The 25169-nt window shown below is 72.1% G+C and carries 24 protein-coding genes; 5 read left to right on the top strand and 19 right to left on the bottom strand.

What is annotated here, in order from left to right; all coding sequences use genetic code 11:
• The first annotated feature begins 27 nt into the window (after positions 1–27).
• Complete coding sequence (locus ACIBO1_RS04460; RefSeq protein WP_396741353.1) at positions 28–2409, top strand: glycoside hydrolase family 65 protein; 2382 nt, start codon at positions 28–30, stop codon at positions 2407–2409.
• A 95-nt stretch (positions 2410–2504) separates the two neighbouring features.
• Here ACIBO1_RS04460 and ACIBO1_RS04455 read toward each other — a convergent pair whose 3' ends face one another.
• Complete coding sequence (locus tag ACIBO1_RS04455) at positions 2505–2957, bottom strand: hypothetical protein (RefSeq protein WP_396741351.1); 453 nt, start codon at positions 2955–2957, stop codon at positions 2505–2507.
• Between the two features lie 235 nt (positions 2958–3192).
• The gene (locus ACIBO1_RS04450; protein ID WP_396741349.1) at positions 3193–3891 is read right to left on the bottom strand and encodes a DUF4386 domain-containing protein; all 699 of its coding nucleotides are present in this window, start codon (positions 3889–3891) and stop codon (positions 3193–3195) included.
• A 229-nt stretch (positions 3892–4120) separates the two neighbouring features.
• On the opposite strand from ACIBO1_RS04450, the gene ACIBO1_RS04445 reads away from it, so the two are divergent.
• Positions 4121–4810, top strand: coding sequence for a TetR/AcrR family transcriptional regulator C-terminal domain-containing protein (locus tag ACIBO1_RS04445; protein WP_396741347.1), 690 nt, complete (start codon positions 4121–4123; stop codon positions 4808–4810).
• Between the two features lie 12 nt (positions 4811–4822).
• Here ACIBO1_RS04445 and ACIBO1_RS04440 read toward each other — a convergent pair whose 3' ends face one another.
• Positions 4823–5581: a hypothetical protein gene (locus tag ACIBO1_RS04440; RefSeq protein ID WP_396741345.1), complete on the bottom strand. Its 759-nt coding sequence runs from the start codon at positions 5579–5581 to the stop codon at positions 4823–4825.
• 500 nt (positions 5582–6081) lie between these two features.
• Between ACIBO1_RS04440 and ACIBO1_RS04435 the strand changes: the two genes are divergently transcribed.
• Together ACIBO1_RS04435 and ACIBO1_RS04430 are read left to right on the top strand one after the other, a co-directional pair.
• A complete protein-coding gene (locus tag ACIBO1_RS04435) occupies positions 6082–7167 on the top strand; it encodes a sensor histidine kinase (protein WP_396741343.1) in 1086 nt (361 codons plus the stop codon).
• Positions 7164–7838, top strand: a complete 675-nt coding sequence (locus ACIBO1_RS04430; RefSeq protein WP_396741341.1) for a response regulator — start codon at positions 7164–7166, stop codon at positions 7836–7838. Before ACIBO1_RS04435 ends, ACIBO1_RS04430 begins: the two co-directional genes overlap by 4 nt.
• Positions 7839–7864: 26 nt before the next feature.
• On the opposite strand, the gene ACIBO1_RS04425 is transcribed toward ACIBO1_RS04430, so the two are convergent.
• On the bottom strand, positions 7865–8776 hold the full coding sequence (locus ACIBO1_RS04425) for a UbiA family prenyltransferase (protein WP_396741339.1): 912 nt from the start codon (positions 8774–8776) through the stop codon (positions 7865–7867).
• A gap of 281 nt (positions 8777–9057) precedes the next feature.
• On the opposite strand from ACIBO1_RS04425, the gene ACIBO1_RS04420 reads away from it, so the two are divergent.
• Positions 9058–9672, top strand: a complete 615-nt coding sequence (locus tag ACIBO1_RS04420) for a response regulator transcription factor (protein WP_396741337.1) — start codon at positions 9058–9060, stop codon at positions 9670–9672.
• Here the strand turns inward: ACIBO1_RS04420 and ACIBO1_RS04415 are convergent.
• From ACIBO1_RS04415 to ACIBO1_RS04345, 15 genes are read right to left on the bottom strand one after another with little or no spacing between them, the layout of a single operon-like run.
• Entirely contained in the window at positions 9604–10380 is a 777-nt protein-coding gene (locus ACIBO1_RS04415; protein ID WP_396741335.1) for a 4'-phosphopantetheinyl transferase family protein, read from the bottom strand. The genes ACIBO1_RS04420 and ACIBO1_RS04415 overlap by 69 nt on opposite strands.
• A complete protein-coding gene (locus tag ACIBO1_RS04410) occupies positions 10380–11735 on the bottom strand; it encodes a condensation domain-containing protein (protein ID WP_396741333.1) in 1356 nt (451 codons plus the stop codon). Before ACIBO1_RS04410 ends, ACIBO1_RS04415 begins: the two co-directional genes overlap by 1 nt.
• A complete protein-coding gene (locus ACIBO1_RS04405; protein WP_396741331.1) occupies positions 11723–13081 on the bottom strand; it encodes an MATE family efflux transporter in 1359 nt (452 codons plus the stop codon). The genes ACIBO1_RS04410 and ACIBO1_RS04405 overlap by 13 nt, the downstream gene beginning before the upstream one ends.
• The gene (locus ACIBO1_RS04400; protein WP_396741329.1) at positions 13074–14225 is read right to left on the bottom strand and encodes an acyl-CoA dehydrogenase family protein; all 1152 of its coding nucleotides are present in this window, start codon (positions 14223–14225) and stop codon (positions 13074–13076) included. The genes ACIBO1_RS04405 and ACIBO1_RS04400 overlap by 8 nt, the downstream gene beginning before the upstream one ends.
• Positions 14203–14772, bottom strand: a complete 570-nt coding sequence (locus tag ACIBO1_RS04395; protein WP_396741327.1) for an acyl-CoA dehydrogenase family protein — start codon at positions 14770–14772, stop codon at positions 14203–14205. The genes ACIBO1_RS04400 and ACIBO1_RS04395 overlap by 23 nt, the downstream gene beginning before the upstream one ends.
• Entirely contained in the window at positions 14766–15638 is an 873-nt protein-coding gene (locus tag ACIBO1_RS04390; RefSeq protein WP_396741325.1) for a hypothetical protein, read from the bottom strand. Before ACIBO1_RS04390 ends, ACIBO1_RS04395 begins: the two co-directional genes overlap by 7 nt.
• A gap of 2 nt (positions 15639–15640) precedes the next feature.
• The gene (locus tag ACIBO1_RS04385; RefSeq protein ID WP_396741323.1) at positions 15641–15931 is read right to left on the bottom strand and encodes an acyl carrier protein; all 291 of its coding nucleotides are present in this window, start codon (positions 15929–15931) and stop codon (positions 15641–15643) included.
• Entirely contained in the window at positions 15928–17265 is a 1338-nt protein-coding gene (locus ACIBO1_RS04380; protein ID WP_396741321.1) for a type III PLP-dependent enzyme, read from the bottom strand. The genes ACIBO1_RS04385 and ACIBO1_RS04380 overlap by 4 nt, the downstream gene beginning before the upstream one ends.
• Positions 17262–18635: an ATP-grasp domain-containing protein gene (locus ACIBO1_RS04375; RefSeq protein WP_396741319.1), complete on the bottom strand. Its 1374-nt coding sequence runs from the start codon at positions 18633–18635 to the stop codon at positions 17262–17264. The genes ACIBO1_RS04380 and ACIBO1_RS04375 overlap by 4 nt, the downstream gene beginning before the upstream one ends.
• A 5-nt stretch (positions 18636–18640) precedes the next feature.
• Entirely contained in the window at positions 18641–19573 is a 933-nt protein-coding gene (locus tag ACIBO1_RS04370; protein WP_396741317.1) for a 3-oxoacyl-[acyl-carrier-protein] synthase III C-terminal domain-containing protein, read from the bottom strand.
• A complete protein-coding gene (locus ACIBO1_RS04365) occupies positions 19570–19848 on the bottom strand; it encodes an acyl carrier protein (protein WP_350697522.1) in 279 nt (92 codons plus the stop codon). The genes ACIBO1_RS04370 and ACIBO1_RS04365 overlap by 4 nt, the downstream gene beginning before the upstream one ends.
• A 47-nt stretch (positions 19849–19895) precedes the next feature.
• Positions 19896–21581, bottom strand: a complete 1686-nt coding sequence (locus tag ACIBO1_RS04360; protein ID WP_396741315.1) for an acyl-CoA dehydrogenase — start codon at positions 21579–21581, stop codon at positions 19896–19898.
• Positions 21578–23182 (bottom strand): acyl-CoA dehydrogenase family protein, encoded by a 1605-nt coding sequence (locus tag ACIBO1_RS04355; RefSeq protein ID WP_396741313.1) that lies wholly within the window; start codon positions 23180–23182, stop codon positions 21578–21580. Before ACIBO1_RS04355 ends, ACIBO1_RS04360 begins: the two co-directional genes overlap by 4 nt.
• Complete coding sequence (locus ACIBO1_RS04350; protein WP_396741311.1) at positions 23179–24951, bottom strand: fatty acyl-AMP ligase; 1773 nt, start codon at positions 24949–24951, stop codon at positions 23179–23181. The genes ACIBO1_RS04355 and ACIBO1_RS04350 overlap by 4 nt, the downstream gene beginning before the upstream one ends.
• On the bottom strand, positions 24948–25166 hold the full coding sequence (locus ACIBO1_RS04345; RefSeq protein WP_396741309.1) for a ferredoxin: 219 nt from the start codon (positions 25164–25166) through the stop codon (positions 24948–24950). Before ACIBO1_RS04345 ends, ACIBO1_RS04350 begins: the two co-directional genes overlap by 4 nt.
• Positions 25167–25169 lie beyond the last annotated feature (3 nt).

Genomic DNA, 25169 nt, shown 5'->3' with positions numbered 1-25169 from the left:
GCTCGTCGTCGCACCCCAGGAGGCGCTGTGCAGAGCACCCCCGACCAGCCGTCACCGGCACCGGACGACCGGTGGCGGATCGTCCGTACCCAGGACGACCTGGACCGGCTCGGCGAGACCGAATCGATCTTCGCGCTGAGCAACGGTTGGGTGGGTTGGCGCGGGACCCTCGACGAAGGCGACCCCTGTGAGATGCCGGGCAGCTACCTCAACGGGTTCCACGAGCGGCGGAAGCTCGACTACCCCGAGGACGGGTACGCCTTCCCGCAGCTCAGCGACACGCTGATCAGCGCGCCGAACGCCGCCCTCGTCCGGCTCTGGGTCGGCGGGGAACCGCTGGACATCCGCACCGGAACGCTGCGCACCCACGAGCAGGTGCTCGACCTGCGGGCCGGGGTGGTGGAACGGGTCACCGAGTGGACCTCGCCCGCCGGGCACGGGGTGCGGATCCGCAGCACCCGGCTGGTGTCGCTGCCGCGTCGCCGGGTGGCCGTCCTGGACTGGACGGTGGAGCCCCTGGACGACGCGGTGGAGCTGCGGATCTGCGCGGACCTGCTGGCCAACGAGCGGGTCCCGGAACGCGCCGACGACCCCCGGGCCGCCTCGACCATCCACGATCCGCTGATCGCCGAGCGGCACCACGCCGACGGCACCGACGGCGTCCTGGTGCACCGCACCGAGCACAGTGACCAGCGGATCGCCGTCGCGGTGGCGCACCGGCTGTCGACCCCCGACGAGATCGCCACCAGCACCGACGCCACCGAGGACCGGATCCGACTCACCCTCACCGGGACGGTCGCGCCCGGCGAGCGGGTACGCCTCACCAAGTACGTGGCGTACGAGTGGACGCCGGTCGCCGGCACCGACACCGACGGACTCGCCGACCAGGTGACCGCCGAGGCGTACGCCGCCCGCGAGGCGGGTTTCGACACCCTGCTCGCCGACCAGCGGGCCGCCCTCGACACCGCCTGGCAGACCGCCGACGTGCTGCTCGACGGTGACGAGGAACTGCAACTGGCGATCCGGTTCGCCATGTTCCACCTGATCCAGGCGGGCCGGCCGGACGACGCGTTGAGCATCCCGGCCAAGGGACTGACCGGTAACGGGTACGACGGACACGTGCTCTGGGACACCGAGCAGTACGTGCTGCCGGTGCTGACGTACGTCGCTCCCGGAGTGGCCCGTTCCGCCCTGCGCTGGCGGTACGCGCACCTGCCCCAGGCGCGGGAACGCGCGGCGGAGCTGCGGCTGACCGGCGCGACCTTCCCGTGGCGGACCATCGGCGGCGAGGAGTGCTCCGGCTACTGGCCTGCCGGCACCGCCGGGCTGCACGTCAACGCCGACATCGCCGACGCGGTGCTGCGCTACGCCGCTGCCACCGGCGACGAGGAGTTCCGGGCCGGGGCCGGACTGGAACTGCTGGTGGAGAGCGCCCGGCTGTGGCACGGTTTCGGGCACTTCACCGACGACGGCGGCTTCCACATCTTCGGCGTCACCGGCCCGGACGAGTACGCCGCACTCGTCGACGACAACGCGTTCACCAACCTGATGGCCCGGCGGAACCTGCGCGGTGCGGCCGACGCCGTCGAGCGGTACCCGGAGGCGGCCGATCGGTTGGGTGTGGACCCGGCCGAGGTGGCCGGTTGGCGGGCGGCCGCCGAGGCGATGGTGCTGCCGTACGACGCCAAGCGCGGGGTGCACCAGCAGGCGGCCGGCTTCACCAGCCAACCGGAGTGGAACTTCGCCGACACCGGGGACGACGACTATCCGCTGCTGCTGAGCTTCCCCTACCTGGAGCTGTACCGCCGTCAGGTGGTCAAGCAGGCCGACCTGGTGCTGGCCATGCTGCGTTGTCCCGGGGAGTTCACCGCCGAGGAGAAGGCGGCCAACTTCGCCTACTACGAGGCGCGTACGGTCCGGGACTCGTCGCTGTCCGCCGCGCCGCAGGCGGTGCTCGCCGCCGAACTGGGTCACCTCGACCTGGCGTACGACCTGTTCGCCGAGTCGGTGTTGCAGGACCTGCTGGACATCGGCGACAAGACGGGCGACGGGCTGCACCTGGCCTCGCTGGGCGGCTCCTGGCTGGCGCTGGTGCAGGGCTTCGGTGGCATGCGCGACGACCGTGAGCTGCTCTCGTTCGATCCCCGGCTGCCGGACCGGATCGACCGGCTGGCGTTCAGCCTGTGCTGGCACGGCCACCGGCTGCTGGTCACCCTCACCGCCGACGAGGCCCGCTACGAACTGCCCGACGCCCCGGCCGACACCACCGTCGACCTGTGGCACCACGGCGAGCAGGTGCGGGTGGTCGCCGGCACCCCGACGCACCGCCCGATGCCGGCAGTGCCGGACTTCGGCGACGAGCCGACCGCACCCCCCGGCCGCCGCCCCACCCGCCGCGCCGCCGCCTGAGCCGGCGCCGCGCAGGGGGTGCGGTGCAGGGGGTGCTGTGTAAGGAAGGGCCCCCTACTAACGCCTCGTGTATAGGAGGGGTCCCTTCCTAACTTCTAGCCACCCGCCATCCGCTGCTGTACGGCGGCCAGGTCGTCGAAGGCGTACGCCCAGTTGTGGCACTTGAAGCTGCGTAGCCCGTCGATCGGCGAGCGGCAGTCGGTGCAGCGGACACCGGGGATGGCGGCGGGCAGCCCGGTGTTGACGTACCGACGGTCGCCGAGGATCACGGTGGCGATCATCGCGGGGTCGTGGACGCCCTTCAGCGCCGAGGCGACGATGTCGTACCAGGTGATCCGGCGACCGCACTTGGGACAGTCCGGCTGGTCACCGCTGACCCAGAGCGGTGCGCCGATGGTGCGCGGCGGCATGCCGAGCAGCTTCTCGATCCGCCGGACGTCGGCCTCCGGGGTGGTCCAGCGGTACCGGCCGGGCAGCGACGCGGGTGAGTCGTAGACGGCCTGGAACAGCGTGGGGTCGACCTCCACGGTCTCGCGTTCACTGGTCATCGGCGTCCCTTCCGGTGGTCGGCGCCCCCACCGTGGTGGCCGGCGGGCGGCGGGCACAACCGGATCAACGACACGGCGGCCCGGCCGGCCCGCGCAAGGGCGCGTCACCGGCCGGGCCGCCGCTCCCCACCCGGGGGCGTCGCGGTGACGGCCACACTCAGGGGGCCGTCGTGACAGCGGCGCTCAGGCGAATGTCGTGACGGCGGCACCCAGGCGGACATCGTGACAGCGGCGCTCAGGCCGGCGTCGTGGCGGCGGCCCGTGCCGGCCCGGTCAGCGCCGACCGCCGTACGCCCCGGATGATCAGGTAGCCGAGGATCCAGAACTCGCCCACGGTTGCCGGGACGACGAGCAGGTCGGCGAGGATCCCGGAACCGGGTACGAGGTACGTGACGAACGCGTTGAGCACGTAGCCGACGCCTCCGGCCACGAGGGTCCAGCCGAGGACGCGGGGCAGCCAGCCGGAGCGGAGCACGCACCAGCCCATCGGGATCAGCCAGAGCCCGAAGAAGATCCCGCCGACCGTCCAGAGGTGACCGCTGACCAGGTACAGCAGTTGCACGGTGGATGCGGCGTCGCCGAACGGTTCGCCGGCCACCTCGACGGCGGTCGCGAGAAGCGCCGCGCTGCCCAGGATGGCGACGGCGTTGACCATGCCGAAGACGGCGATGCTGCCGGCGGCGGTGGCGTCGACGGCGCGGAACAGACGGTAGAACCAGACGGCGGTGAACGTCTGGGCGAGCACCACGAGCAGTTCCAGGGCGATGCCGACGCGGGCGAGGGATTCGTTGCCGACCAGGTGGGCCAGGGTCGCGTCGGGGTCACCGGCGGCGAAGATCCGGGGCCGGACGGTCAGGAAACCCAGTGCGCCGGCGATGGCGAGGCTGAGGTAGAACAACCCGGTCGCGCGGGCGGTGCGGATCAGGGGGTGCATGGGAAGGCTCCTTCGGGATGCGCGTCGGCGCGGCCGGTGTCAGGCCGGCAAGGCGGCGTCGGGTCGGCAAGGCGGCGTCGGGTCGGCAAGGCGGCGTCGAGTCGGAAAGGGCGGCGTCGGGTCGAGCAAGGCAGTGCCGGTCGGGCAAGGCAGTGCCGGGTCGAGAAGGCAGCGGCCTTACGACGTAAGGCAACCATACGATGTAAGGTAGAGGGAAGATGGGGGTCGGATGGGAGCGAGAAGACCTCGGGAGCCGCTGAGCCGGGAGCGCGCCCTCGCGGCGGCGATCGAGCTGGTGGACGCGGAGGGACTGGCCGCGCTGACGATGCGCCGCCTGGCCGCCGGGCTCGGCGTCGAGGCGATGTCGCTCTACTACCACCTGCCGGGCAAGGAGGGACTGCTCGACGGCCTGGTAGAAGCGGTCATCGCCGAGATCGAGGCCGCGACGGAGGTCGCCGACGCGACGGCGGCCGGCGACGACTGGCGTACGCGTCTGCGACAGCGCTTCCTCGCCGCCCGCGCGGTGATGCTGCGCCATCCGTGGGCGCCCGGCCTGCTCGGCTCCCGTCCGACCGTGCCTTCCGGGGTCTACACCTACTACGACCAGATCATCGCCACGTTGCGCGACGGCGGTTTCTCCTACCGCATCGCCCACCGCGCCCTGCACGCGTTCGGCAGTCTCGCGCTCGGCTTCGCCCAGGAGGTGTTCCGCCCGGCGGCGGCCGGTGGGGCGACCGACGTCGAGGTCGCCGAGGCGGAGCTGGCCGCGATGGCCGAGAGGCTGCCCCACCTGACGGCGATGGTGGCCGCCGAGGCGCACGACGCGGACGATCCCACGCTCGGCTGGTGCGACAGCCAGATCGAGTTCGAGTTCACTCTCGACCTGCTCTTCGACGGCCTGGAGCGCGCCCGGGGGTGACGCGGGGAGCGGTCAGAGCGGGAGCAGGTCCTCGGCCAGGCCGCGCTTCACCTGCCACTCGCCCTCCGAGCCGGTCGGCCAGGGAAAGCCGCCGCTGCCGAAGACCTGGTTCAGGTAGGCGACGAACGAGGTGGTCGTCTCGCCGACGAAGAGCCCGTCCACGCACCCGTCGGGCAGCACGAAGCCGTACGGCCCGCCGCCGCTGGTGTTCTCCTTGTGCAGCCGGTCCGGCGCGACCGGCAGCACGAACACCCCGGGTTCCTCGTCGCTCGCCTGCGCCTCCTGCCAGTCGGTCCACTCCTCGTCGTGGTATTCGCGCAGGGACGGCCCGTCGGGGTGGCGGGATCCCTCCAGCTCGATCACCAGCGGGTCGGCCGACGCCGAGTCGGCCCACTCCGGGTGCGTGCCGACCAGCCACACGTCACCCACCAGCCGGACCCAGGAGCACACCGTCATCGGCACCGCGCCGAACCGGTCCCGGAGCCAGTCGGCGTACGCGTCGGCCTGCGCGGTCGGCGGGACGTACGGGCGCGGCACCGGTGTCTGCTCGTCGTCGTTCTCGTGGAACCGGTAGCCGGCGGCGGTCAGCCGCGCCACCACGACCTCGATGTTCTGCCGGGCCCGACGGGCCATCTCGTCGCAGACCGACTGCGCCTCCTCGGCCAGCTCGGGGCGGAGCCGGATGCCGCTGCCCCACTGGTGCAGCTCGTGCCAGACCTGGTCCCGTTGGCCCCTGCGGTAGCGGCTGAGCCACTGCGGCGACGAGTTCATTGCCGCAGCATGGCGTACGCCTCCGACAGTCCGTCGGCTCGGCGCGCCGCGTGGTGGCAGTCGATGTCCACAGGGGACGAAAGGCGGTCCGACGTCGGCATCGTCGGGTGCCTGGTTCCCCCTTTCGGTCAATTGTTGCTCGCCGTTCGACGTGGGGCGATCCGCGATTTGATCGATCCCTTCTCGGGTCGCACACATCGGTTTCCGAATATCTGCCGACCGGTCGGTCCAAAACGGTCTTATCGGCTGCTGCGACCGGTGCTCGACAATCGACGGCCCTGCCTGCGGTCGGCGGCGGTTTGCCGCGGTGGGACCGTCGCTCACTGCGCCCGGGCGGCGACAGTAAGCACGCACCTTGCTTGCTGTGATCCATGTCTCCTGTTAGAGTGAGGACCTCGGGAGCGCTCCCATGAAACAAGCCGGTAATCGGATCCACACGCGGGGACACGTAGTAGGAATATCTGTGGGCCTAATCAGTGGAATCGAATACAGGGAAGCACGTGGGTTATCAGACAAGTACGCACGACGGACTGGCCGAAGAGATCTTTCGGGAGCACCACAGGCGTCTGGAGTCCGCCTCGATCGCGCTGACCCGTAATGCGCCGGTGCTCGGTCAGTTGCGGCGCAACGTCCACGCGATCGTCACCGACGTGGCGGAGCAATTCGATCTGCCGGCGTCGGCGGTCGATCCGTCCGCCGAGGTCGACGACATCGACGAGGTGGTCGATCACGCGCTGCTGCCCACCGAGATCGGTGTGGACCGGGCGCTGCGCAACATCCATCCGATCGAGTCGTTACGGGCCGCCGCGCTGCTGTTCGAGGTCGCGCTGCCGATCATCCTGCGTCGATACGTCATCACCGATCCGGCCCGGGTCGCGGCCATCGCCCTCGCCCTGCACGACGCCATCTCCCGGCGGGTGTCGCTCTCCTCACTGGCGTACGTGAACTACCTGATCGAGAAGTTGCAGGCGTCGCGCCGCGAGGAGCGTCGTCGGATCGCCCGCGACCTGCACGACCGGCTCGGTCACTCGATCGGCCTCTCCCTGCAGAACCTCGACCTGTCCCGCCACTACGGCACGCACGACCGGCCCCGGTCCGACGCCAAGGTCGGCGCCGCGATGCACGAGATGCGGGAGGCGTTGCAGACCGTCCAGGAGTTGACCGCCGAACTGCGCCGCTCGTTCGGCGCGGACGGCATCGAGCCGGCCCTGCGGGGTTACCTCTCGGCCAGCGTGCCGGCCACCATCCGCACCGGACTGACCGTCACCGGCGACGTCAAGGTCATGCCCCGCGAGGTCGGTGAGGAGCTGTACCTCATCCTGCGCGAGGCCGCCCGCAACGCGGTACGGCACGGCGAGGCCACCGAGCTGCGGATCACGATCGTCGCCACGGAGGACGCCATCAACGCCGAGGTGATCGACGACGGTCGTGGCTTCGACCTGATCGACGCGCAGACCGCCGGTTTCGGGCTCCGGTCCATGGCCGAGCGCGCCGACCTGCTCAACGGCCGGTTCACCATCACCTCCGCACCCGGCAGCGGCACCGTTGTCGCGGTCGAGGTGCCGCTCTACGGCTCGGAAGGATGAACACCTCGGACACCATCCGCGTGGTGGTGGTGGACGACCACAACCTGTTCCGCGAGGGCCTCAAGGAGGTGCTCGGCACGGACCCGACCATCCGGATCGTCGGTGAGGGTGGCAGCGGCCCGGAGGCGGTCGAGTTGGTCGTCGCCCACCAGCCGGACGTGCTGTTGCTGGACGTGGAGATGCCCGGGGCGGGGGTCACGGAGACCATCCGGCAGGTGTTGCACCAGCGCCGGGAGGTGCAGATCATCGTGCTCACCATGCACGACGACGCCGAACTGGTCCGTGAGGTGCTGGAGGCGGGTGCCAGCGCGTACATGTTGAAGACGATCCTGCGGGACGAGTTGCTGGCGGCGGTCCGGTCGGTGCGTCGCCCGTCGGCGAACGTCCTGTTGGCGGTCTCGCGTGGCACGGTCGAGCAACTGGACCGCCGACCGCCCGGCTCGGGCGGGTCGGGTACGGCGCTGACCCAGCGGGAGCGGGAGGTCCTGGTCCTCGCCGCGAGCGCGCTGAGCAACCAGCAGATCGCCTCCCGGCTGCACATCACCGAGGCCACCGTGAAACGGCACCTGACCAACGCGTACGCCAAGCTGAACGCGGTGTCCCGGGTGGACGCGATCCGCAAGGCGGTGGCCCGCCGGATCATCTCCGACGGGCAACGGCTCTCCCGCTGACCCGGAGAGACCGGCGGGGTGGTCGCTCAGCTCGCGAGGCACTGGGCGATCACCGTCAGGTGCACCGCGTACTGGGTGACCATGAAGGCCCGGTAGGGACGGCGTCGGCGGCTGCGATCGCCGTGGCTGATCCGGGTCAGCACGCAGACGCCCAGCACCACCGCACCGGCCAGCAGCAGTCCGGCCGCCGGCACCAGGGTCGGCTCGGAGACGGCGACCGTGGCCAGTCCCGCCGCGACGAGCAGCGCGCCGGTGGCGAGCAGCCCCCGCGCGACGCGTTCGGGCAGCACGATCGGCAGGGTGTGCCGACCGGCCAGTCGGTCGCCGGCCACGTCCGGCAGATCCTTGGTCATGCCCACCAAGCCCATCCAGAACGACAGCGCCACGGCCACCGCCGCCGCCCGTGGGTCCGGTACGCCGCCGCCGGCCGCGTGCCAGCCCGCCAGATAGGTGACCAGGCCGCCGGCCACCACCACGCCGACGAAGCCGGGCAGGTTGGCCTTCTGCGGCCGGGGCGCGGCCGAGTAGAGCCAGCCGAGCGCCAGCATGGCCGCCACCAGGACGGCGAAGCCGGGGGAGACCATCAGGCCGAGGGTCATCGCGAGCAGGCTGAGGGCGGCCGCCGCCCCACCGGCGGAGGCGGCGGACAGCGCCCCGGTGGCGAGCGGCCGGGCCGAGCCGTTGTGCCGGTCCTCGGTGCGGTCGCAGAGGCCGTTGAGCAGATAGACCTGCCAGGTGGCGCAGAGCCAGGCCAGCGCGCCGACTGTCAGGTCCCGTACCGCGGTCGGATGAAATGGTGGTGCGGCCAGCAGCGCGCCGGTCAGGAAGCGGAGCTGGAAGACGGCCTGCACCACCGGACGGCTCTCCGAGAATGAGAGGCCGACGACGCGGGACAGCGAACCGCTCGACAGCGGATCCGCAATCGACTGAATAGACATCGGCGCACCTCGAATAGCGACACGGCATTGATGCGTCTATTCTCGGTCAGTCGGGTGGCAATTCGGCTCCGTCAACGACGGCAGATTCGTCTACTACTTTGGTCGTAGACCGTCTGCCACCTTCGCGCGGTGGAACCACCACCTCCGTAGCTACCACTACTGCGGCCATTGCCGGATGTTTATGGTGGCCCTGCGACGCTATTTCAACGAGCGGAAACGAGACGGGGGAAATGGTACAGAAGATGATCTGGCCGGTGATGTCCGCCGGGTACCGGCCGACAATGCCGACCGACGATCTGACGATCGCCGTGGTGGTCGACAACGAGGTGACGCGGCGCGGGGTGGCGGCCGTCGTGCAGCAGGTGCCGAAGGTGCGGTTACGGGCCGGACCGGACGGTGCGGACGTGGTCATCGCCTCGCCCCGGGCCCTCAGCCGTGCCGACACGCTGCGAGGGCACGACGACGGGCGGCAGCACAAACTCCTCGTGCTGCTCGACGAGCCGGACCAGGTCGACATCGTGCGATGGCTGACGCCGGACGGCTACCTCCTGGCCACGGACCTGACGCCGGAATCGCTGCACCGCACGCTGGCGCAGCTGGCCGACGGCCAGGTGGTGGTGCCCGCGGAACTGAGCCGCCACCTGCTCAAGCTGGCCACCGGCCGGACACGGCGGGACCGGGGCCGGGCACCGGTGCTCACCTCCCGGGAGCGGGAGACGTTGGCGCTGCTCGCCGAGGGACTGAGCAACCGGCAGATCGGCCGTCGACTCGGTGTCTCGGAACACGGCGCCAAGCGGCTGGTCGGCAGCATCATGACCAAACTGGACTCACCGAACCGCACGCTCGCCGTGGCGATCGCCCTGCGGGAACGGCTCATCCAGGCCGAACCGGCGTAGCCCCGGCCAGGTCCGCACCAGCACCCGGTAGTCGGCGGTCCCGGTCAACGCTACCGAGGCCAGGTGCCCGTCGCCGAGCGTGAGATCCCGCACCATCCACGGGCCGGGCAGGCCGGTCCCGCCCCGGCAGCGCAGACCGCGACCGTGCGACTGCGATCCGGCGACCCGTACCAGGAGTCCCTGCACCAGCCGCCCACCGCTGGCCTTCACGCAGGCTTCCTTGCGGGTCCAGTAGCGCAGGTACCACCAGTCCCGGGCCGGACCGCGAGCGCGACCGACCCGGGACGCCTCGCCCGGCGGATAGAACCGCGTTGCCAGCCGACCCGACGGAGACGGCGTACCGTCCGGGTCCGGTCGGGCCAGGCGCTCCACGTCGACCCCCACCTCCCGCCCGGTGGTGACCGCCAGCAGGGCCAGGTCGGCCGAGTGGGTCAGGTTGACCTTCGTCTCCGGCCGCCCGAGCAGCGCCGGCTTGCCGTGCCGACCCCGCTGCCAGACCACCTCCTCCGGCGGTACGCCGAGGTAGCCGCCGAGGATCAGTCGGCTGGTGGCGTGCGCGTGGACGTAGCGGCGGCGGTGGCGAGCGTCGCCGAGCCGGTCGGCCCGGCGACGCTCGTGCGGGTCCAGCAGACGGGCCGGATCCGGATCACCGGCGAGTGGACGGCCCAGCGGTATCCGCCAGACGTGGACGACGCCGTCGAGACGCATCACGGTGCTCCGGTGGCCGCCAGGACCCGTTCCTGCGCCGCCACCGTCACCAGCAACTCCTCGATCTCCCGCAGGATCTCGGCGGCGTCGCTGCGGCCGAGCCGGGTGGTGTCGGCCCGTACGGTCAGCTCCAGCCGGTCCGACCCGTCCTCGATCACCTTGAGGAAGAAGGTCAGCTCGTCCACCTCGTACCCGGGACCGAAGGTGAGCCGGCTGGTCGCCTGGGCGGTACGCAGCCGCTCGGCGGTCACCTCCTCGATCCGGCCGGTGTCCGGCCCGACCTGCCGCAGGTCGTTGAAGTAGCAGGACGGGTCGGCGGTGGCGGCCACGGTGCCCCGCAGTGCGCTGATCTCCTGCCGGTCGCTGATCCCGCTGCGGTACGCCTTCATGGCCGTGCCCCAGCAGCTCCGGACCAGCGCGGCGAAGTCCTCGGCGGAGACGTCGATCGTGGCCGGCACGTCCTGCACCAGGTTGCCGACGTAGCCCCGCAGCTCCGGCCGGTGCCGGTTGCCGGCGATCAGGATCATCGGCACCCGGTCGTGGCCGGTACGCCGACCGAGGACCTTCGCGGTGGCCGTGAGCAGCACGACCGAGCTGCCGGTGGCGTACCGGGTGGCGAGGGCGTCCAGGGCCAGCTTGATCGCGCTGGAGCTGAGCGTGGCGACGGCGTACCGGAGGTCCTCCGGCTCGCGGGGCGTGAAGATCGCCGACGGGGCGGTCGTCAACTGCTCCCGCCAGTAGGCCAACGCGCGTTCCTGGACCCGCCGCCCCGGCTCGCTCCGCTCGAACTCGGCCAGCTCGACCGGCTGCATCGCGGGCGGTGGCAGCTCCTCGCCGGCCAGCAGTCGGGCCAGTTCGCCGCCGATCACCCGGGTACCCAGGTAGTCGGTGGCCGCGTGCGACACGCAGGTGATCACCACCCGGGGTGCGCCGTCCAGCACGCCGACGGCGGGCCGGATCGGCCACTCGGTCGTGTGGTCGAAGCGGTGCCCCCGGACCCGTGCCTCAAGGTCGTCGACGAGCGCCCGTGGGTCGGGGTCCTCGGCGGTGGCCTCGCAGATCTCCACCGGCAGCTCACCGGCGGCCATCACCTGCTGCATCAGGTTCCCGTCCGGGTCCCGGTGGAAGAGGGTGCGCAGCGCCTCGTGCCGGCGGACCAGGGCGTCCAGCGCGGCGAGCACGTCGGGCAGGTCCACCCCCTCGGGCACCGGGGTGAAGACCGTCGAGTTGTAGAAGGAGGTGTCCGGCATCTGCCGGTCGATGTCCACCCAGATGCTGCGCTGGCCCAGGGTGGCGGGGGCGAGCACGCCCCGCTCACCGTCGATGCGTACCGCCTGCCGGGTCAGTCGCGCCATGCCGCCGCCTCCTTCTCTTCCTGGTCGTGCTCGGTGGTCTCCGGGGTCGCGGTGCCCGCTCGCCGACGGACGAAGAGGACGGTGGCGACGACGGCGGCGATGCCGAACAGGTTGGCGATCGCGATCGTCCAGTAGAGCGGCTCGGGCCCACCGGCGGACCGGGCCAGGTAGCCGCCGACCGCCACGATGCCGCCGAAGTAGACGACGTTCAGGGCGATCGCGAGCGGCCCGCCACCGACCTGCTCCAGCACCGTGAGCGCGGCGAGGACCAGGCCCATCAGCACGAAGGTGGGCGCGACGATGCCGAGGTAGCGGGACGCCTCGGCGGCCACCGCCGGGTCGGCGGCGGTCACCCGGGCCAGCCAGTCCCGGCCGGTCCAGACCACCAGGGCGCAGACCACGTAGAACGCGGCGGTCACCTGGAGACCGGCGCGCAGCACGCCGGGCATCCGGTGGCTCTCCCCGACGCCCCGGTACTGGTTGGCGACGATCGCGGTGGCCGCGCCGATCGCCACACCGGCGACGATCACCACGCTCTGCACCACGTACGCCACCGCGAAGCCGGACACCACGGTCGCGCCGAAGGCGCTCACCACCCAGGTCAGCGCGAAGTTGCTGGCGAAGATGGCCACGTACGACGCGAAGACCGGCAGGCCCACGCCGGCCAGCAGGCCGAGCAGGTCGGGTCGCCAGGCCAGGGACGTGCCGGGCCGCCACACGCCGGTACGCCACAGCAGGTAGCCACCGAGTGCGCTGCCGACCACGCCGGACGCGGCGATGGCGATCGGCACCGACCACAGGCCCAGGCCCAGCCCGCCGGGCAGGCCGAGCGCGGCCACGCCGACGATCTCCACGGCGGCGGCGGCGAGCAGCACCGCCGCGCCCTCCCGGGGGCGTCCCGCGCCCCGCAGGGTGGCTCCGCAGAGCACCGACCCGAGTCCGAGCAGTGCGGCCAGGCAGACCCATCGGACGAACCACACGAAGTCGCTCTGTGCCACCGCGTCGACCCCGAACAACCGGGCCATCCCGGGGGCGGCCAGACCGAGCAGCAGTAGCACCACGACCGATGCCACGGCACCGATGCGGGCGAACCCGGCCAGCGCCCGGATGCGGCTCTCGGCGTCGTCGCCGCTGAGCGCCGACGCGACCTGGTTCGGTACGGCGAGCCCGGCGTGCAGGGCGATGATCACGAACATGATCGGGGTGAACAACGAGCGGATGTAGAGCGAGTCGTCGCCCATCCGGCTCATCAGGGCGACCACCACGAGCGGGACCAGAACGCCCACCAGGTCGCCGAGAACCATCGGCGAGGCCTGGCGCAGCACCTGGCGGCGGTACTCAGTCATCGTCGAACCTGCCCTTGGTCAGTGCGTGACACACGGTGAGCCGCTGCACGTTGCGGGTGCCCTCCATGAACTCGACCCCCCGTGCGTCGCGGGCCAGCTTGTCCAGCCAGGGATGCGCGAACCGGGAGCCCGGGCCGAGGATCCGCAACGCCTGCTGGGTGGCCTCCTCGGCGAGCTGGGCGGCCTGCGCCTTCGCCGCCGAGGCGTAGTAGCCGTTGCGGGCGTCCCGGTCCACCTCGTGGGCGGCGCGCAGGATCAGTTGGCGTGTGGTGTGTACGCGATGACCCAGCCGGTCCAGCTCGTCCCGACCCCGTCCGGACTGCGATCGAGCATACTCGATGGCCGCACGCGCGATCCCCAACGCGATGGCGGCCACCCCGGGGCGCAGCAGGTTGAACGTCCGCAGGGCGCTCCACATGCCACGCGCCGAGGCCGGCAGGTGGGCGCCGAGGATCCGGCCGGGTGCCACCGGCACGCCGTCGAGGCGGATCGCGCTGATCTGCGCGCCGCGCAGACCGACGGTGTCCAGCGCCTGGGCGTGGTAGCCGGGGGCCGACGTCTCCACCAGCACCGCGACCACCCCGAGCGGCCCCGAGCCGGTACGCGCGAAGACCGTGCCCACCTCGGCGCGGGTCGCGTTGCCGACGTACCGCTTCTCGCCGTGCAGGGTCGCCGACCCGTCCGGCGCCTTGCGCAGCTGGGTGCTCAGCGACATCGCGTCCGAGCCGCGCGCCGGCTCGGTCAGGGCGAAGAACGTCCAGGTGGGACGCGACCGTACCCGCCCGAAGTACCACTCCTGCTGGGCCTCGTCGCCGAGCATCCCGACCAGGACGCCGGAGAGCGAGGCACCCGGTGAGGCGAGGAACATCCCGGCGTCGCCGAAGGCGATCTCCTCGGCGGCGACCACCCGCTCCACGGCGGTGCTGCCGTAGTACGTGTACCTGCCGATCCGCATCGGGTCCGGTTGCAGGTGCGCGGGGATCATCGTCTTGCCCACGTAGTTCACCGCGGGCAGGTCCAGGTGCCGATAGACGGTGTCCGGGTCGCGTTCCAGGTCGAAGGCGTACGGCCGCAGCTCGGCGGCCCACTCCCGGGCGTGCTCGCGCAGCACGCGCAGCCGGTCATCCGGCTCGATGATCGCCATGGTCAACTCCGTCGAGGTACGCGTCGGCCAGCAGTTCGGACAGGTGCGCGATCCCGCCCGGCCCGTCGGTGAGGAAGCCGCCGGCCCCGAGCAGCCGCAGCGACGCGCGGTCGGCGTCGGTGAGCTGCCGGTGCAGGTACGCGGCGAGGGACGGGTCCGGGTCGTGCTCCAGCGCGTCGAGGACCGCGGCGACGCCCTGCTGCTCGGTGACGATCTCGGCGAGACTGCCCTGGACCAGTTGCTGCTGGATCAGCGGCACACCGCCGGTGGTCCGGCCGGTCAGGTACTCCCGGGCCTGGTCGAGCAGCCACTGCGAGACGCCGAGCCGCATCCAGGTCAGGCCGAGCACCCACCCGGCGGGCCGGTTGTCCGTCCCACCGGAGAGATGCTGCCGCTCGGGCGGGCACAACCCGTGTCCGCGCGGCCCGTGCACCGTCTCCGGTGCGTCGGTCGCGGTCACCAGCGCCGTCCAGCCCGCCACCAGTCCGTCCCGGCGGGCGACCGTCCGGCAGTCGGCCAGCGCGACCACCGCCTGTGCGGTCACCACGTCGGGTCCCAGGCGAGCACGTTGAGGTAGCGCAGCACCGGGTCGTACTCGACCAGCACGGTCCGGCCGGTTAGCCGCTGGGCGGTGGTCCAGATGCCAGTGCAGAGCGCGCCCGGTGCGACCCGGTGCACCCGCTCGGCCCGCAACGCGACCTCGGCGGTGACCGGCACGTCGTACCCGGCCACCAGCTCGAACGGACGGCCGTCCCGGGCCGAGATCTCGTCCAGGATGTCGACCAGCAGCGCCGCTGCCGCCGCCGAATCGACCTGGGTGCGCTGGGCGAGCAGCACACCGGCCTCGCCGGGGGCGGTCGGCCGGAAGGCGTACGCCACCGCGACGTCCTCGGCCGGCACCCGCTCGGTCGCGTCCACCTCCCACGGGAGGTTGCGCTGGTCGAGGACGACGAGTGCGGTACGGGCGTCGGCTGCGGCGTCGCGCAGGTGGTCGGCGGCCAGCCGCAGTGCGGTGAACGGCGCGGTGGCGCCCTGGTCGCTGACGCAGAACACGGTCGGTCGTCCGGGTGCCGCCTCGACCAGGTAGCACCCGGCCGAGGCCCGGGAGTCGATGTCCGGCGTGGCGAACGCGAGCACGATCCGGCGCAGCGCGTCCACGCCGGGAGTCAGCTCGGCCACCACCGTCGACGCCATCGTCGTGTACGAGGTGACCTGGGCCTTGGCGAGGAACTCCGGGTCGTAGGAGCGGCCGTAGGCGCCCACCATGTCGGCGAGGTAGCGGTCCAGGCCGTCGTCCTCGATCGGCCCGTTGCCGCGAAAGGTGCGGGCGGCGGACGCCGCCGGCCGGACCGGCAGCTCCCGCAGGAGGCCGGTCCGGTCGGCGGCGAGCCGTGGTGCGACTGTGGTGAACACGGTCAGCGGCTCACGTGCTCGTTGACGTACTCGGAGAGGGTGGTGACGGTCTCGAAGTGCCGCTGCTCCAGGTCGTCCGGGTCGAACTCGGCGCCGAGCTCGTTCTCCAGCTCGAGCAGCAGCTCCAGCACGCTGGTCGAGTCGAGCCCGAGGTCGTCGAAGAGCCGGGTGTCCGGGGTGATGGTGGCGACGTCCCGCTTGAGGACGGCGGCGAGCGCGGTCCGGACGCTGGTCACCACGGCCTCGTCCACCACCGGAGCCTGGGGCTGCCCCTGCACAATCGTCTCGGTCATGACACGCGAATCCTTTCGTTCGAGGGGTGTCCGTTGCTGGTGACGGTCGACACGAGCCGGGCCGGTGCGGCCAGCTCGTCGTGTGTCGGCTGTCGGCTGAGCAGGTCCTCCGGGTCGTCCCGGTGCCGGACCAGGTAGGCGTGTCCCTCGTGGACCAGCACCTCGGCCGGGTAGCCGTGGCTGAGGAAGTGCACGGGGGAGGCGGTCGGCCCGTACGCCCCGGAGCGCAGCACTCCGATGAGGTCGCCGGGACGGACCGTCGGCAGCGGCACGTTCTTGCCGATGGTGTCGTTGGGCGTGCAGAGCGGGCCGGTGACCTGCCACTCCGCCACGGCCGGCTCGGCCGGACGGTTGAGCAGGACCATCGGGTAGTTGCGCTTGACGAAGGAGCCTGTCCCGACGGCCGCCATGTGGTGGTTGGTGCCACCGTCGGCGACGGCGAAGCGCTGGCCCATCGACTCCTTGACGTAGCGGACGCCCACCACGTACACGCCGGCGGGCGCGGTCAGGTACCGGCCCAGCTCCATGATCACGCGGGTGTCCGGGTGCCGGTCGCGGAACGCCGCGACCACCGGATTCACCCGCTCGGCCACCAGGGCCGGGTCGAGGTCGGTCTCGCCCTCGAAGTACGCCACGCCCAGCCCGCCGCCGATGTCGACCATCTCCAGCGGGAAACCGTGCCGCTGCGCCAGCCGCTCGGCGAGGTCCAGGATCCGCGCGGTGTTCTCGGCGATGACCTCCTCGCTGAGGATCCGGGTGCCGAGGTAGGCGTGCACGCCCATCACCCGGACGTTCGACAGGACGCCCAGGTCGGGCGCGGCGAAGAGCTGCGCCTCGTCGATGCCGAACTGACGCGGCTTGCCGCCCATGGTCAGTCCGCCGCCCTTGACCGCGAACTCCGGGTTGACCCGGAGCGCGACCGGCGCGACGACGTCGTGTTCGGCGGCCACCTCGTTGAGCAGTTCCAGCTCGCCGAAGGACTCGACGACCACCGCGTACACCTGCTCACGCAGGCAGGCGGCCAGCTCGTCGCGGCTCTTGCCGGGCCCGAGGAAGATGATGTCCCGGGGTGCCACCCCGGCCCGCCGCGCGGTGATGAGCTCGGTCAGCGACGACACCTCGGCGCACGCGCCGTAGCCGTGCAGCACCGCGCAGACCGACAGGTTGGGGTTGGCCTTCAGCGAGAAGAACATGTCCACGGCGGGGTGCAGCCGGTCCCGCAGGCCCTGGTACTGCCGCCGCAACTGCTCGCCGTCGTAGACGAACATCGGCGTGCCGAATCGCTCGGCCAACTCGGTGATGCCGATGCCCTGCACGTCGTGCTCGGCGGTCATGATCCGGTCCTTTCGGTCAGGCCGGCGACGACGCCGGCCACGTGTTCGTCGAGCTGGCGCACCCGCTCCTCGGTCGGCGCGATGACCAGCGCGTAGAGCCGGCCGTCGAAGCCGCCCTCGCCACCGGCCGCGGCGTTGACCGTGGCGAAGTTGTTCACCAGGACGCCCTCCTCGCCAGCCCGGGTGAGCAGGACGTCGCCGATCGCCCCGTGCAGCCGCTTGAACGGCAGCGGCTCGGGCAGCCGCAGCGGGTACTGCCGGGCCAGCGCCACCCAGCCGGCGGGGACGAAGCGCTCCTGCAACGGGAGCTGGTAGGTGGACATGTTGTTGCGGGCGTTGATCTCGGTGACCGGGAAGAGGCGCTCGTCGTCGCCGACCATCGCGTCCACGCCGACCACCCCGACGTAGCCGTCGGCGTGCAGCCGCTCGCCGAGCAGCCGGGCCGCCTCCCGGATCTCCGCCTCCTGGCGCGCGTCCAGCCGGGCCGGGATGCGGTGTCCCTTGTGCACGCCGGACTCGGTGATCGCCTCCTTGACGAAGTCGAACCGGACGTCGCCGTCGCGCCCCACGGTCATCTGGTAGTTGAGGTCGGCCCGCTTGGCCACGAACTCCTCCACCACCAGGGCGACCCGGTCGGAGCCGGTGGTGCGCGCCTTGCGGCTCACCATCCGGTCCATCTGGTCCAGCCGACGCGGGTCGTCGACCACGACGATGCCCTTGCCGGAGACCCCGTACGCGTCCTTCACCACCACCCGGCGGCCGGCCGCGAGGACCTCCTTGGCCCAGGCCACCGCCGCCGACCACTCGGCGATCGTGACGCAGCCCCGACCGGCCGGCTGCCGCAGGCCCACCTCGTCGGCGACCTGCCGGCTGTAGACCTTGCTGTTGACCGCCTTGCAGGTCTGCGCGGAGCTGCCGGCGATCCGGACGCCGGTGCGGGCGGCGATCTCCTCCTCCAGCACCGAGACGCCGTGCACCGACAGGTACGCGCCCTGCTCCGCCCACTGCGCCATCCGGCCGAGCAGGTCGGAGTCGGCGAGTACGTCCTGGCTGACGGTGTGCTGCGGGTTCTGCGCCGAGACGGTGTGGATCTCCGGGAGCTGGACCCCCAGGCCGGTGAGGAAGGCCAGGTAGTCGGGATCGGGGGCGGCCTTGAGCAGCACCCGGTCACCCGGTCCGGCCAGCAGCAGCGCGAACTCGTCCATCCGGTTCACCACCGCGCTGCCGGAGCCGAACGCCATCCGGGGCAGGCCCGGCTCGTCCTCGCCCCACACGTCCTCCACCTCGAAGTTGCCGAGGAAGACGAAACGCGCCTCCGGGTCGCCGGTCACCGCGGTCTTGAGCCGGGGTATGAACGGTGTGGTCAACATGCCTCCTAGTGCTCGAAGACCATGGCGGAGAAGGTCGCGCCGAGCCCGACGGCGACCATCAGGTAGCGGTCGCCCGGCGCGAGCCGCTCCAGTTCCAGGGCCGTCTGGTAGTTGATGAAGGAGTCGGCGCAGAAGCAGTGGCCGGTCGAGGCGACGTTGTCCAACAGCACCCGGTCCACCGGGTAGCCGAGCTGCTTGCACAGCCGCACCCAGGAGAGCCGGTTCACGTTGTGCGGCAGGATCAGGTCCACGTCGGAGAGCGCGACACCGGCCTGCGCCACCGCCGCCAGGACCACCTCGGCCAGACCGTCCTGATAGATCGCCTCGAACTCGGCGGCCCGCGCGGCGTCCATGCGCAGACCGGCGTTGAACTGCCCGTACGTGCGGGTGGCGTAGCCCAGCAGCCGGTCGTGGTCGCCGCCGAGGCCGACCAGGACGGCGGCCGAACCCTCACCCATGAAGGTGGTGTTCGGGATGAGCTGCGCGGTGGGGGTGAACGCCTTCTCCCCGGCGAAGACCAGGGCCAGCGCGTCCGGGTCGCCGTCGGCGGCCAGCAGCTCACCGGCGAGGTGCACGGCGAGCAGCCCCGACGCGCAGGCGTGCTGGGTGACCGCGAACGAGACCGCGTGCTCCAGGCCGAGCGCGGTGCGGACCTGGTGCAGCGGGTTCTCCGGGTACGGCGCCACGGTCTGCAACGTGCGGGCCTGGAGCACGTACCTGACCTGGCTCTCGCGTCCGGTCAGCGCGGTCAGCTTGCCGGCCGCGTTGATCATCATCTGGGCCAGGTCGCCGTCCGGGTCGTAGCGCACCTCGGACAACCCGTAGAAGCGGCGGAACGTCGCCACCTGCTTCGGGTCCATCGCCAGTTGGGCACCGATCTCCTCGATCGGCACGACCGTCGACGGGAGATAGGCGGAGACCGCCTCGATGGTGGTCACCGGGCACCCGCGGGTTCCTGCTCGGCGATCAGTTCGGTCAGGTGCGCGGTCAGTTCGTCGATGGTCGGGTGGTCCCAGACCAGGGTCTCGCTGAGCCGCATGTCCAGGTGCGTCTCGATGTCGCCGCAGAGGGCGAGCGCATAGACCGAGTCCAGGCCGTACTCGGCGAGGCGGACGGTGGGGTCGATCTCGTCCTCGGGCCGGCGCAGGTACTCCGCGACGCAGCGGGTCAACCAGGAACGCAGGTCGCCCGCGCCCTCGGCGTTGGATGCCATGTGGGTTTCCTTCCTCGGATGGTTGGCGGTGCGGACTGGCTCCCGGGTCACCCCGGCAACGCCCGGCGGGACAGGTCGAAGCTGCGTCGCTCCGCGTGCCGGGCGGCCAGTTCCTGATAGAGCGGCTCGCGGTGGTCGCCGGGGCGGTCGTCGCCCGGACGGCCGAGGCTGCGGGCCAGCCGGTCCAGCGCCGCGGTGACCCAGGCCGGGTCGTCGTCGCGGGCCAGCCAGACGTTCAGGCAGGCCGAGGCGGCGAGCACGGTGGCGTACCGGGCGGGCAGATCGAGCACCTCGACGCGGGCGTCCACGCCCAGGTCCGAGGGGTGCAGCGCGGCTCCCGCCTCGGCGAGGTCACCGAGTTCGGCCCGGAACTGCTCGGCCAGCCGACGGAGTCGCTGCTGCTCCGACCCGTCATCGAGCCGGTCGACGGCCGCGCCCAGCGACCCGGCCAGGCCGTCCAGCCCACCGGCGGAGACCCGCAGCCGCTCGAACGGCAGCTCGGGCAGTTCCTCGCCGATCCGGAACAGCGCCGGGTCGGCCGGCTCCGGGTGCACCCAGCCGCGTCGTGCCAGCAGCGGCACCTGGGGAAGCATGGTGCCCAGGCAGGCGACCCGGGCGGCGTGCCCGAACCCGGCCGGAGCCAGGTCGCGCAGCAGCTTCTGGAAGATCGCGTACCGGCCCTCGCGCAGGTAGAAGTGCGCCCCGAGCACCAGGGAGAGCTGGTGCATCGAGTCCATCAGCCGCTTGGCGACCAGGTACTTCACGGCGGAGGCGTACATGCTGGTCTGGCCGGGCAGCAGGTGCAGCGCGCGGGCCGCGACCAGGCCGAGGCTGTCGCAGATCAACAGATCCAGGTACGCGTCGACGAGCAGCCGCCGGACCTCGGGCTGGTCGGCGACGCGGTGCCCGTAGAGGCGTCGGTCGGCGGCGAAGTCCATCGTCGACCGCAGGCCCGAGTCGAGGACACCGGCGAGCATGCTCGGGATCGCGGTGCGGGTGAGCTGGAACGAGCGCAGCGCCGTCTCGATGCCCTGACCGGGCCGACCCACCACCGCCTCGTCGTCCACCGGGCAGTCGGTGAACTCGATGCCGCCCAACTGCACGCCGCGCATGCCCACGCTCGGGTAGCGGGCCAGGTCGCGCATCGCGCCGTCCGGCAGCGTGTGCTTGTCCACCAGGATCTGCGAGTGGCTGCGGCTGCCCGGTCGTTCGTCGGTGCGGGCCAGCAGCACCAGCCCGCGTGCCCGCTTGACGTTGGTGACCACCTCCTTGCGCCCGGTCAGCCGCCATCCGCCGGACGTGCCCGGCCGGGCCGCGAACTCGGCGCGGGAGAAGTCGTTGCCGTGCGCCAGCTCGTGGTACGCCGAGGCGATCTTCTGGTTGGAGAGCAGCGTGTCGGCGACCCAGCGGGTCTGCGTCGGCGAGCCGGAGGCCCACACGTTGACCGACGAGATGAACGAGCTGACGCCGTAGCCGAGGCCCAGCGACGGGTCCCGCCGGAACACCGTCCGCAGCACCTGGATCAGGTCGTCGGCACCGGCCAGCCGTCCGCCGTGGCGGCGCGGCACGAACTCGGCGTTGAGGCAGTACGCGTCGAGGGCCCGCTCGGCGGCGCCGAACACCTCGTCCTTCTCGTCGGCGGCCAGCGCGGCGGCGGCGCCGGTCGGGTTGCCGTCGTCGGACGGGTCGCCGAGCAGGCGTTCCAGCTCGTCCAGCCGGGCGGGGGCCGTCATGACAGCTCCTTGAGGTCGTCGGTGAGCCGGTCGAAGGCGGTGGGATCGGGCCGGAGACCACCGAGGCGGCCGACGATCAGGGCCAGCGTGGCGGCCAGTTCCGGCCGGGCCGGCTCGGCGGACCACCGGTGCAGTACGGCAGCGGCGGCCAGGCACCACTCGTACCGTCGGGCCAGCTCGAACGCCTCGACCCCGGCCGTCACGCCCTGCGGCGGCAGGGCGGCCATCTCGTCGTGCAGCCGCTCGGCGGAGTCCAGGACGTGCCCGGCGAGCCGGACCACGCTCTCCGGTGCCGACGTGCGGACCTGCTCCAGCAGGAACGGCAGGCTCTGCACCAGGCTGCATCCGGCGCGCGAGAACAGCTCCAGGCGGCTCGGGTCGGTGGGCGCGCCCACCTCGACGCCGCGCAGCCCGGCGACGTCCCGGACCCGCTGCCGCCAGCCGGCCACCAGACGCGGGAACTGGGTGATCAGCGAGTGCCGGTTGACGAAGGTGTTGCCGTCGAAGATGCCCACGATGCGGTGATCCCGTTCCAGCTTCTGGAACGCGCCGTCCGCGTACACGGTGGTGAGGAACGCGCGGGCGCCGAGCAGCTCGCCGCAGCGCGCGATCGCCTCGTCGACCAGGGTCGGCGCCAGCGCCTTCGCCACCGCCGAATAGACGCTCATCTCGCCGGTCAGCGCACCGGCCGCCCGCCCGGCGAACAGCACCACCGACTCGGCCACCAGCGCGGCGGCGGAGATCTCCCCGAAGCTGCGCCGCACGTGCGGCAACTCGATCAGCCGACGGCCGTACAGTTCCCGCTCCCGCACGTACCGCAGGGTCAGTTCCCGGGCGTGGTCGACCGCGCCGAGCGAGAGCCCGGCCGCCATCACCCGGGTGAGCTGGAGTGCCTTGAGCACGATCTCCAGGCCCGCACCGGGCCTGCCGACCAGCGCCCCGGTCGGCACCACCGCGCCGTCGAACGCGATGCCGCTGATGTCCGCGCCCCGGATGCCGTGCGTACGCGCCTTCGGCAACGTGCGGTAGCTGCCCGGGGCGAGCCGGTCCTTGTCGACCAGGAACAGGCTGTGGCCGCGTGCCCCGCCGTCGGCCGAGGTGCGGGCGAGCACGCAGATCGTCTCGGCCCGGGTGGCGTTGTTGATCGGCCACTTCTCGCCGTCCAACCGGTACCCGCCCGGGCACTCGGTGGCGGTCAGCTCCCCGGCCACCAGGTCGCTGCCGTGCCCCCGCTCGGTCAGCGCCCAGGAGACCACCGCACCGGCCCGGACCCGCGCGCCGAGCCGTTCGGCCTGCTCCGGGTCGCCGGCCACCCAGACGCAGACCGCGCCCAGGTAGGTCTTGGCGTGTGCGATCGCGGCGGTCAGGTCGTGCCGGGCGATCGTCCGGACCACCTCGACGAGCTGCGTGTGGTCCGTCGACGCGCCACCGAGCCGCGCCGGCACGTACCAGTCGGGCACTCCCGACTCGTCCAGCAGTCGTACGGCGTCGGTGGGGAACGTCTCGGTCCGGTCCAGCTCGGCGACCCGGTCCGGGCGGAACGCCTCGGCCGTGGCCAGGGCGGCGTCCAGCAGGCCCGGCGAGGTGGTGGGGACGCTCATCGGGCCACCCCGGCCAGCTCGCGGTCCCGGTCGGCGGCGTCGAGGTGGGCCCGGACCTCCGGCGTGAGGTCGGCGTACGTGCCGGCGAGCGAACCCTCCTGGAAGGCGCGACGGACCGCGACCCGCTGGATCTTGCCGCTGGTGGTCCGGGACACCCCGCCCGGGCGGACCAGCAGCACGCTTGCCTCCACCCCGAACTCGCGGGACAACCGGTGCCGCACCGCCGCCGAGATCCGGGCCAACTCCTCCGGCGTCGCCCGGCCGGCCCGTACCTCGTGCACCAGGACCACCTGCTCCTCGGGCACCGGCACGCTGAACGCGGCACCGACACCGAGCGCCAGCGCGGGATGCACGGTGCGCGCCTCGGCCTCCAGGTCCTGCGGGTACAGGTTGCGCCCCCGGATGATCAGCAGCTCCTTGATCCGCCCGGAGATGTACAGCTCGTCGTCGAGGCGTACCCCGAGGTCGCCGGTGCGCAGGAAACCGCGCTCGCCGCAGGCGGTCTCCGCGTCGAAGACGGCGGCCGTGGCCTCGGGGTTCTCCCAGTACCCGCGCGCGACGCTCGGGCCGCGCAACCAGATCTCGCCCACCTCGCCGTCGGGGAGCAGCACGTGGCGCTCCGGGTCGACGATCCGGATGTCCATCTCGGACGTCGTGCCGCAGCCGACCAGGTCACGGGTTGCCTCGTCGGCGTCCGGCCCGACCGGTCGGGCCTGCCCCCGGCCCAGGTGCTCGGCGTCGACCCGGGTGATCCGGGGGAGTCGGTACTGCCCGGCGCAGGAGACCGCAAGGGTCGCCTCGGCCAGCCCGTAACCCGGCCCGATCGCCTCCGGCCGCAGGCCGTAGGGCGCGAACCGGTCGCGGAAGCGGGCCAGCGTGCTCGCCTGGACCGGCTCGGCGCCGTTGACCGCCACCCGCCAGCGGGACAGGTCCAGGCCGGCGAGCCTCTCCTCGGCGATCCGGTTCAGGCACATCTCGTAGGCGAAGTTGGGTGCCGGGGAGATCTGCACGTCGAAGCGGTCGACCAGGAACAGCCAGCTCTGCGGGTGTCGCAGGAACACCGAGGCGGGCATGTGCACGGTGGTGCTGCCGACGTACAGCGGGGAGAGGAAGAGCCCGATCAGGCCGAAGTCGTGGTGCATCGGCAGCCAGCCGCCGTGCCGGGCGTCCGACGGCGCGCCGAGGATGCGCTGGTAGACCCCCGCGTTGTCGGCCAGGTTGCCGTGCGTCACCACCACGCCCCGGGGCTGGCTGGTGGAGCCGGACGTGTACTGGAGGAAGGCGATCCGGTCCGGATCGTCGGGCAGGGCGCGGAACTGCCCGACATCGGGCAGCGCGGTCGCGTCGGTCACCAGACGCGGCAGGTCGCCCACCCCGGCCGCCTCCGCCCAGGTGGTCACGTCACCGGCCACCCGCTCCTCGGTGAGCAGGGCGGCGGCCCGCGCGTTGCGGACGATCGCGGTCAGTCGCTGGCTGCGGTGCTGCTGCCCGTCCGGCACCGGCACCACGATCGGGATCACCCCGGAGTACAGGCAGCCGAGGACGGCGAGGGCCAACTGCGGACCCGGCGGGTAGAGCAGCATCGCCCGGTCACCGGCGTCCAGCCGGTCGGAGAGCAGCGCGCCGACCCGACGGGCCGCGTCGTGGATCTGGGCGTACGAGTAGCTGATCGGGGCGTCGTCGCGCATCGGGTCGGCCACGTAGGTGAACGCGGTCCGCTCGCCGAACTGCGCGGCGTTGACCTCCATCCGGGCACTGAAGCTGGTCACCGTTCACGCTCCTGCTGAGTCGTCTGAATCGAGATCGCTCGGTTGGGGCACAGTTGCGCGGCCTCCCGGACGGCCGGGACACGATCCGGCTCCGGCTCGGCCACCAGCAGCACGACCGTCCCGTGGTCGTCCTCGTCGAACACCTCCGGCGCGAGCCGGACGCAGTGCCCGGCACCGAGACAGCGCTCCGCCGCGACGGTGAGCAGGGGCGTCATCGG

Source organism: Micromonospora sp. NPDC049903 (genome assembly GCF_044460945.1).
Lineage (GTDB): Bacteria > Actinomycetota > Actinomycetes > Mycobacteriales > Micromonosporaceae > Micromonospora.
The sequence above is the reverse complement of the archived record's forward strand: the minus strand, read 5'-3'. Positions and strand labels throughout refer to the sequence as shown.

Excerpts from the sequence above, each read along its gene's own strand:
- ACIBO1_RS04455 (WP_396741351.1), bottom strand. The coding sequence starts at position 2,957 with ATGACCAGTGAACGCGAGACCGTGGAGGTCGACCCCACGCTGTTCCAG.
- ACIBO1_RS04450 (WP_396741349.1), bottom strand. The coding sequence starts at position 3,891 with ATGCACCCCCTGATCCGCACCGCCCGCGCGACCGGGTTGTTCTACCTC.
- ACIBO1_RS04445 (WP_396741347.1), top strand. The coding sequence starts at position 4,121 with ATGGGAGCGAGAAGACCTCGGGAGCCGCTGAGCCGGGAGCGCGCCCTC.
- ACIBO1_RS04440 (WP_396741345.1), bottom strand. The coding sequence starts at position 5,581 with ATGAACTCGTCGCCGCAGTGGCTCAGCCGCTACCGCAGGGGCCAACGG.
- ACIBO1_RS04430 (WP_396741341.1), top strand. The coding sequence starts at position 7,164 with ATGAACACCTCGGACACCATCCGCGTGGTGGTGGTGGACGACCACAAC.
- ACIBO1_RS04425 (WP_396741339.1), bottom strand. The coding sequence starts at position 8,776 with ATGTCTATTCAGTCGATTGCGGATCCGCTGTCGAGCGGTTCGCTGTCC.
- ACIBO1_RS04420 (WP_396741337.1), top strand. The coding sequence starts at position 9,058 with ATGCCGACCGACGATCTGACGATCGCCGTGGTGGTCGACAACGAGGTG.
- ACIBO1_RS04415 (WP_396741335.1), bottom strand. The coding sequence starts at position 10,380 with ATGCGTCTCGACGGCGTCGTCCACGTCTGGCGGATACCGCTGGGCCGT.
- ACIBO1_RS04410 (WP_396741333.1), bottom strand. The coding sequence starts at position 11,735 with ATGGCGCGACTGACCCGGCAGGCGGTACGCATCGACGGTGAGCGGGGC.
- ACIBO1_RS04405 (WP_396741331.1), bottom strand. The coding sequence starts at position 13,081 with ATGACTGAGTACCGCCGCCAGGTGCTGCGCCAGGCCTCGCCGATGGTT.
- ACIBO1_RS04400 (WP_396741329.1), bottom strand. The coding sequence starts at position 14,225 with ATGGCGATCATCGAGCCGGATGACCGGCTGCGCGTGCTGCGCGAGCAC.
- ACIBO1_RS04385 (WP_396741323.1), bottom strand. The coding sequence starts at position 15,931 with ATGACCGAGACGATTGTGCAGGGGCAGCCCCAGGCTCCGGTGGTGGAC.
- ACIBO1_RS04380 (WP_396741321.1), bottom strand. The coding sequence starts at position 17,265 with ATGACCGCCGAGCACGACGTGCAGGGCATCGGCATCACCGAGTTGGCC.
- ACIBO1_RS04375 (WP_396741319.1), bottom strand. The coding sequence starts at position 18,635 with ATGTTGACCACACCGTTCATACCCCGGCTCAAGACCGCGGTGACCGGC.
- ACIBO1_RS04365 (WP_350697522.1), bottom strand. The coding sequence starts at position 19,848 with ATGGCATCCAACGCCGAGGGCGCGGGCGACCTGCGTTCCTGGTTGACC.
- ACIBO1_RS04360 (WP_396741315.1), bottom strand. The coding sequence starts at position 21,581 with ATGACGGCCCCCGCCCGGCTGGACGAGCTGGAACGCCTGCTCGGCGAC.
- ACIBO1_RS04355 (WP_396741313.1), bottom strand. The coding sequence starts at position 23,182 with ATGAGCGTCCCCACCACCTCGCCGGGCCTGCTGGACGCCGCCCTGGCC.
- ACIBO1_RS04345 (WP_396741309.1), bottom strand. The coding sequence starts at position 25,166 with ATGACGCCCCTGCTCACCGTCGCGGCGGAGCGCTGTCTCGGTGCCGGG.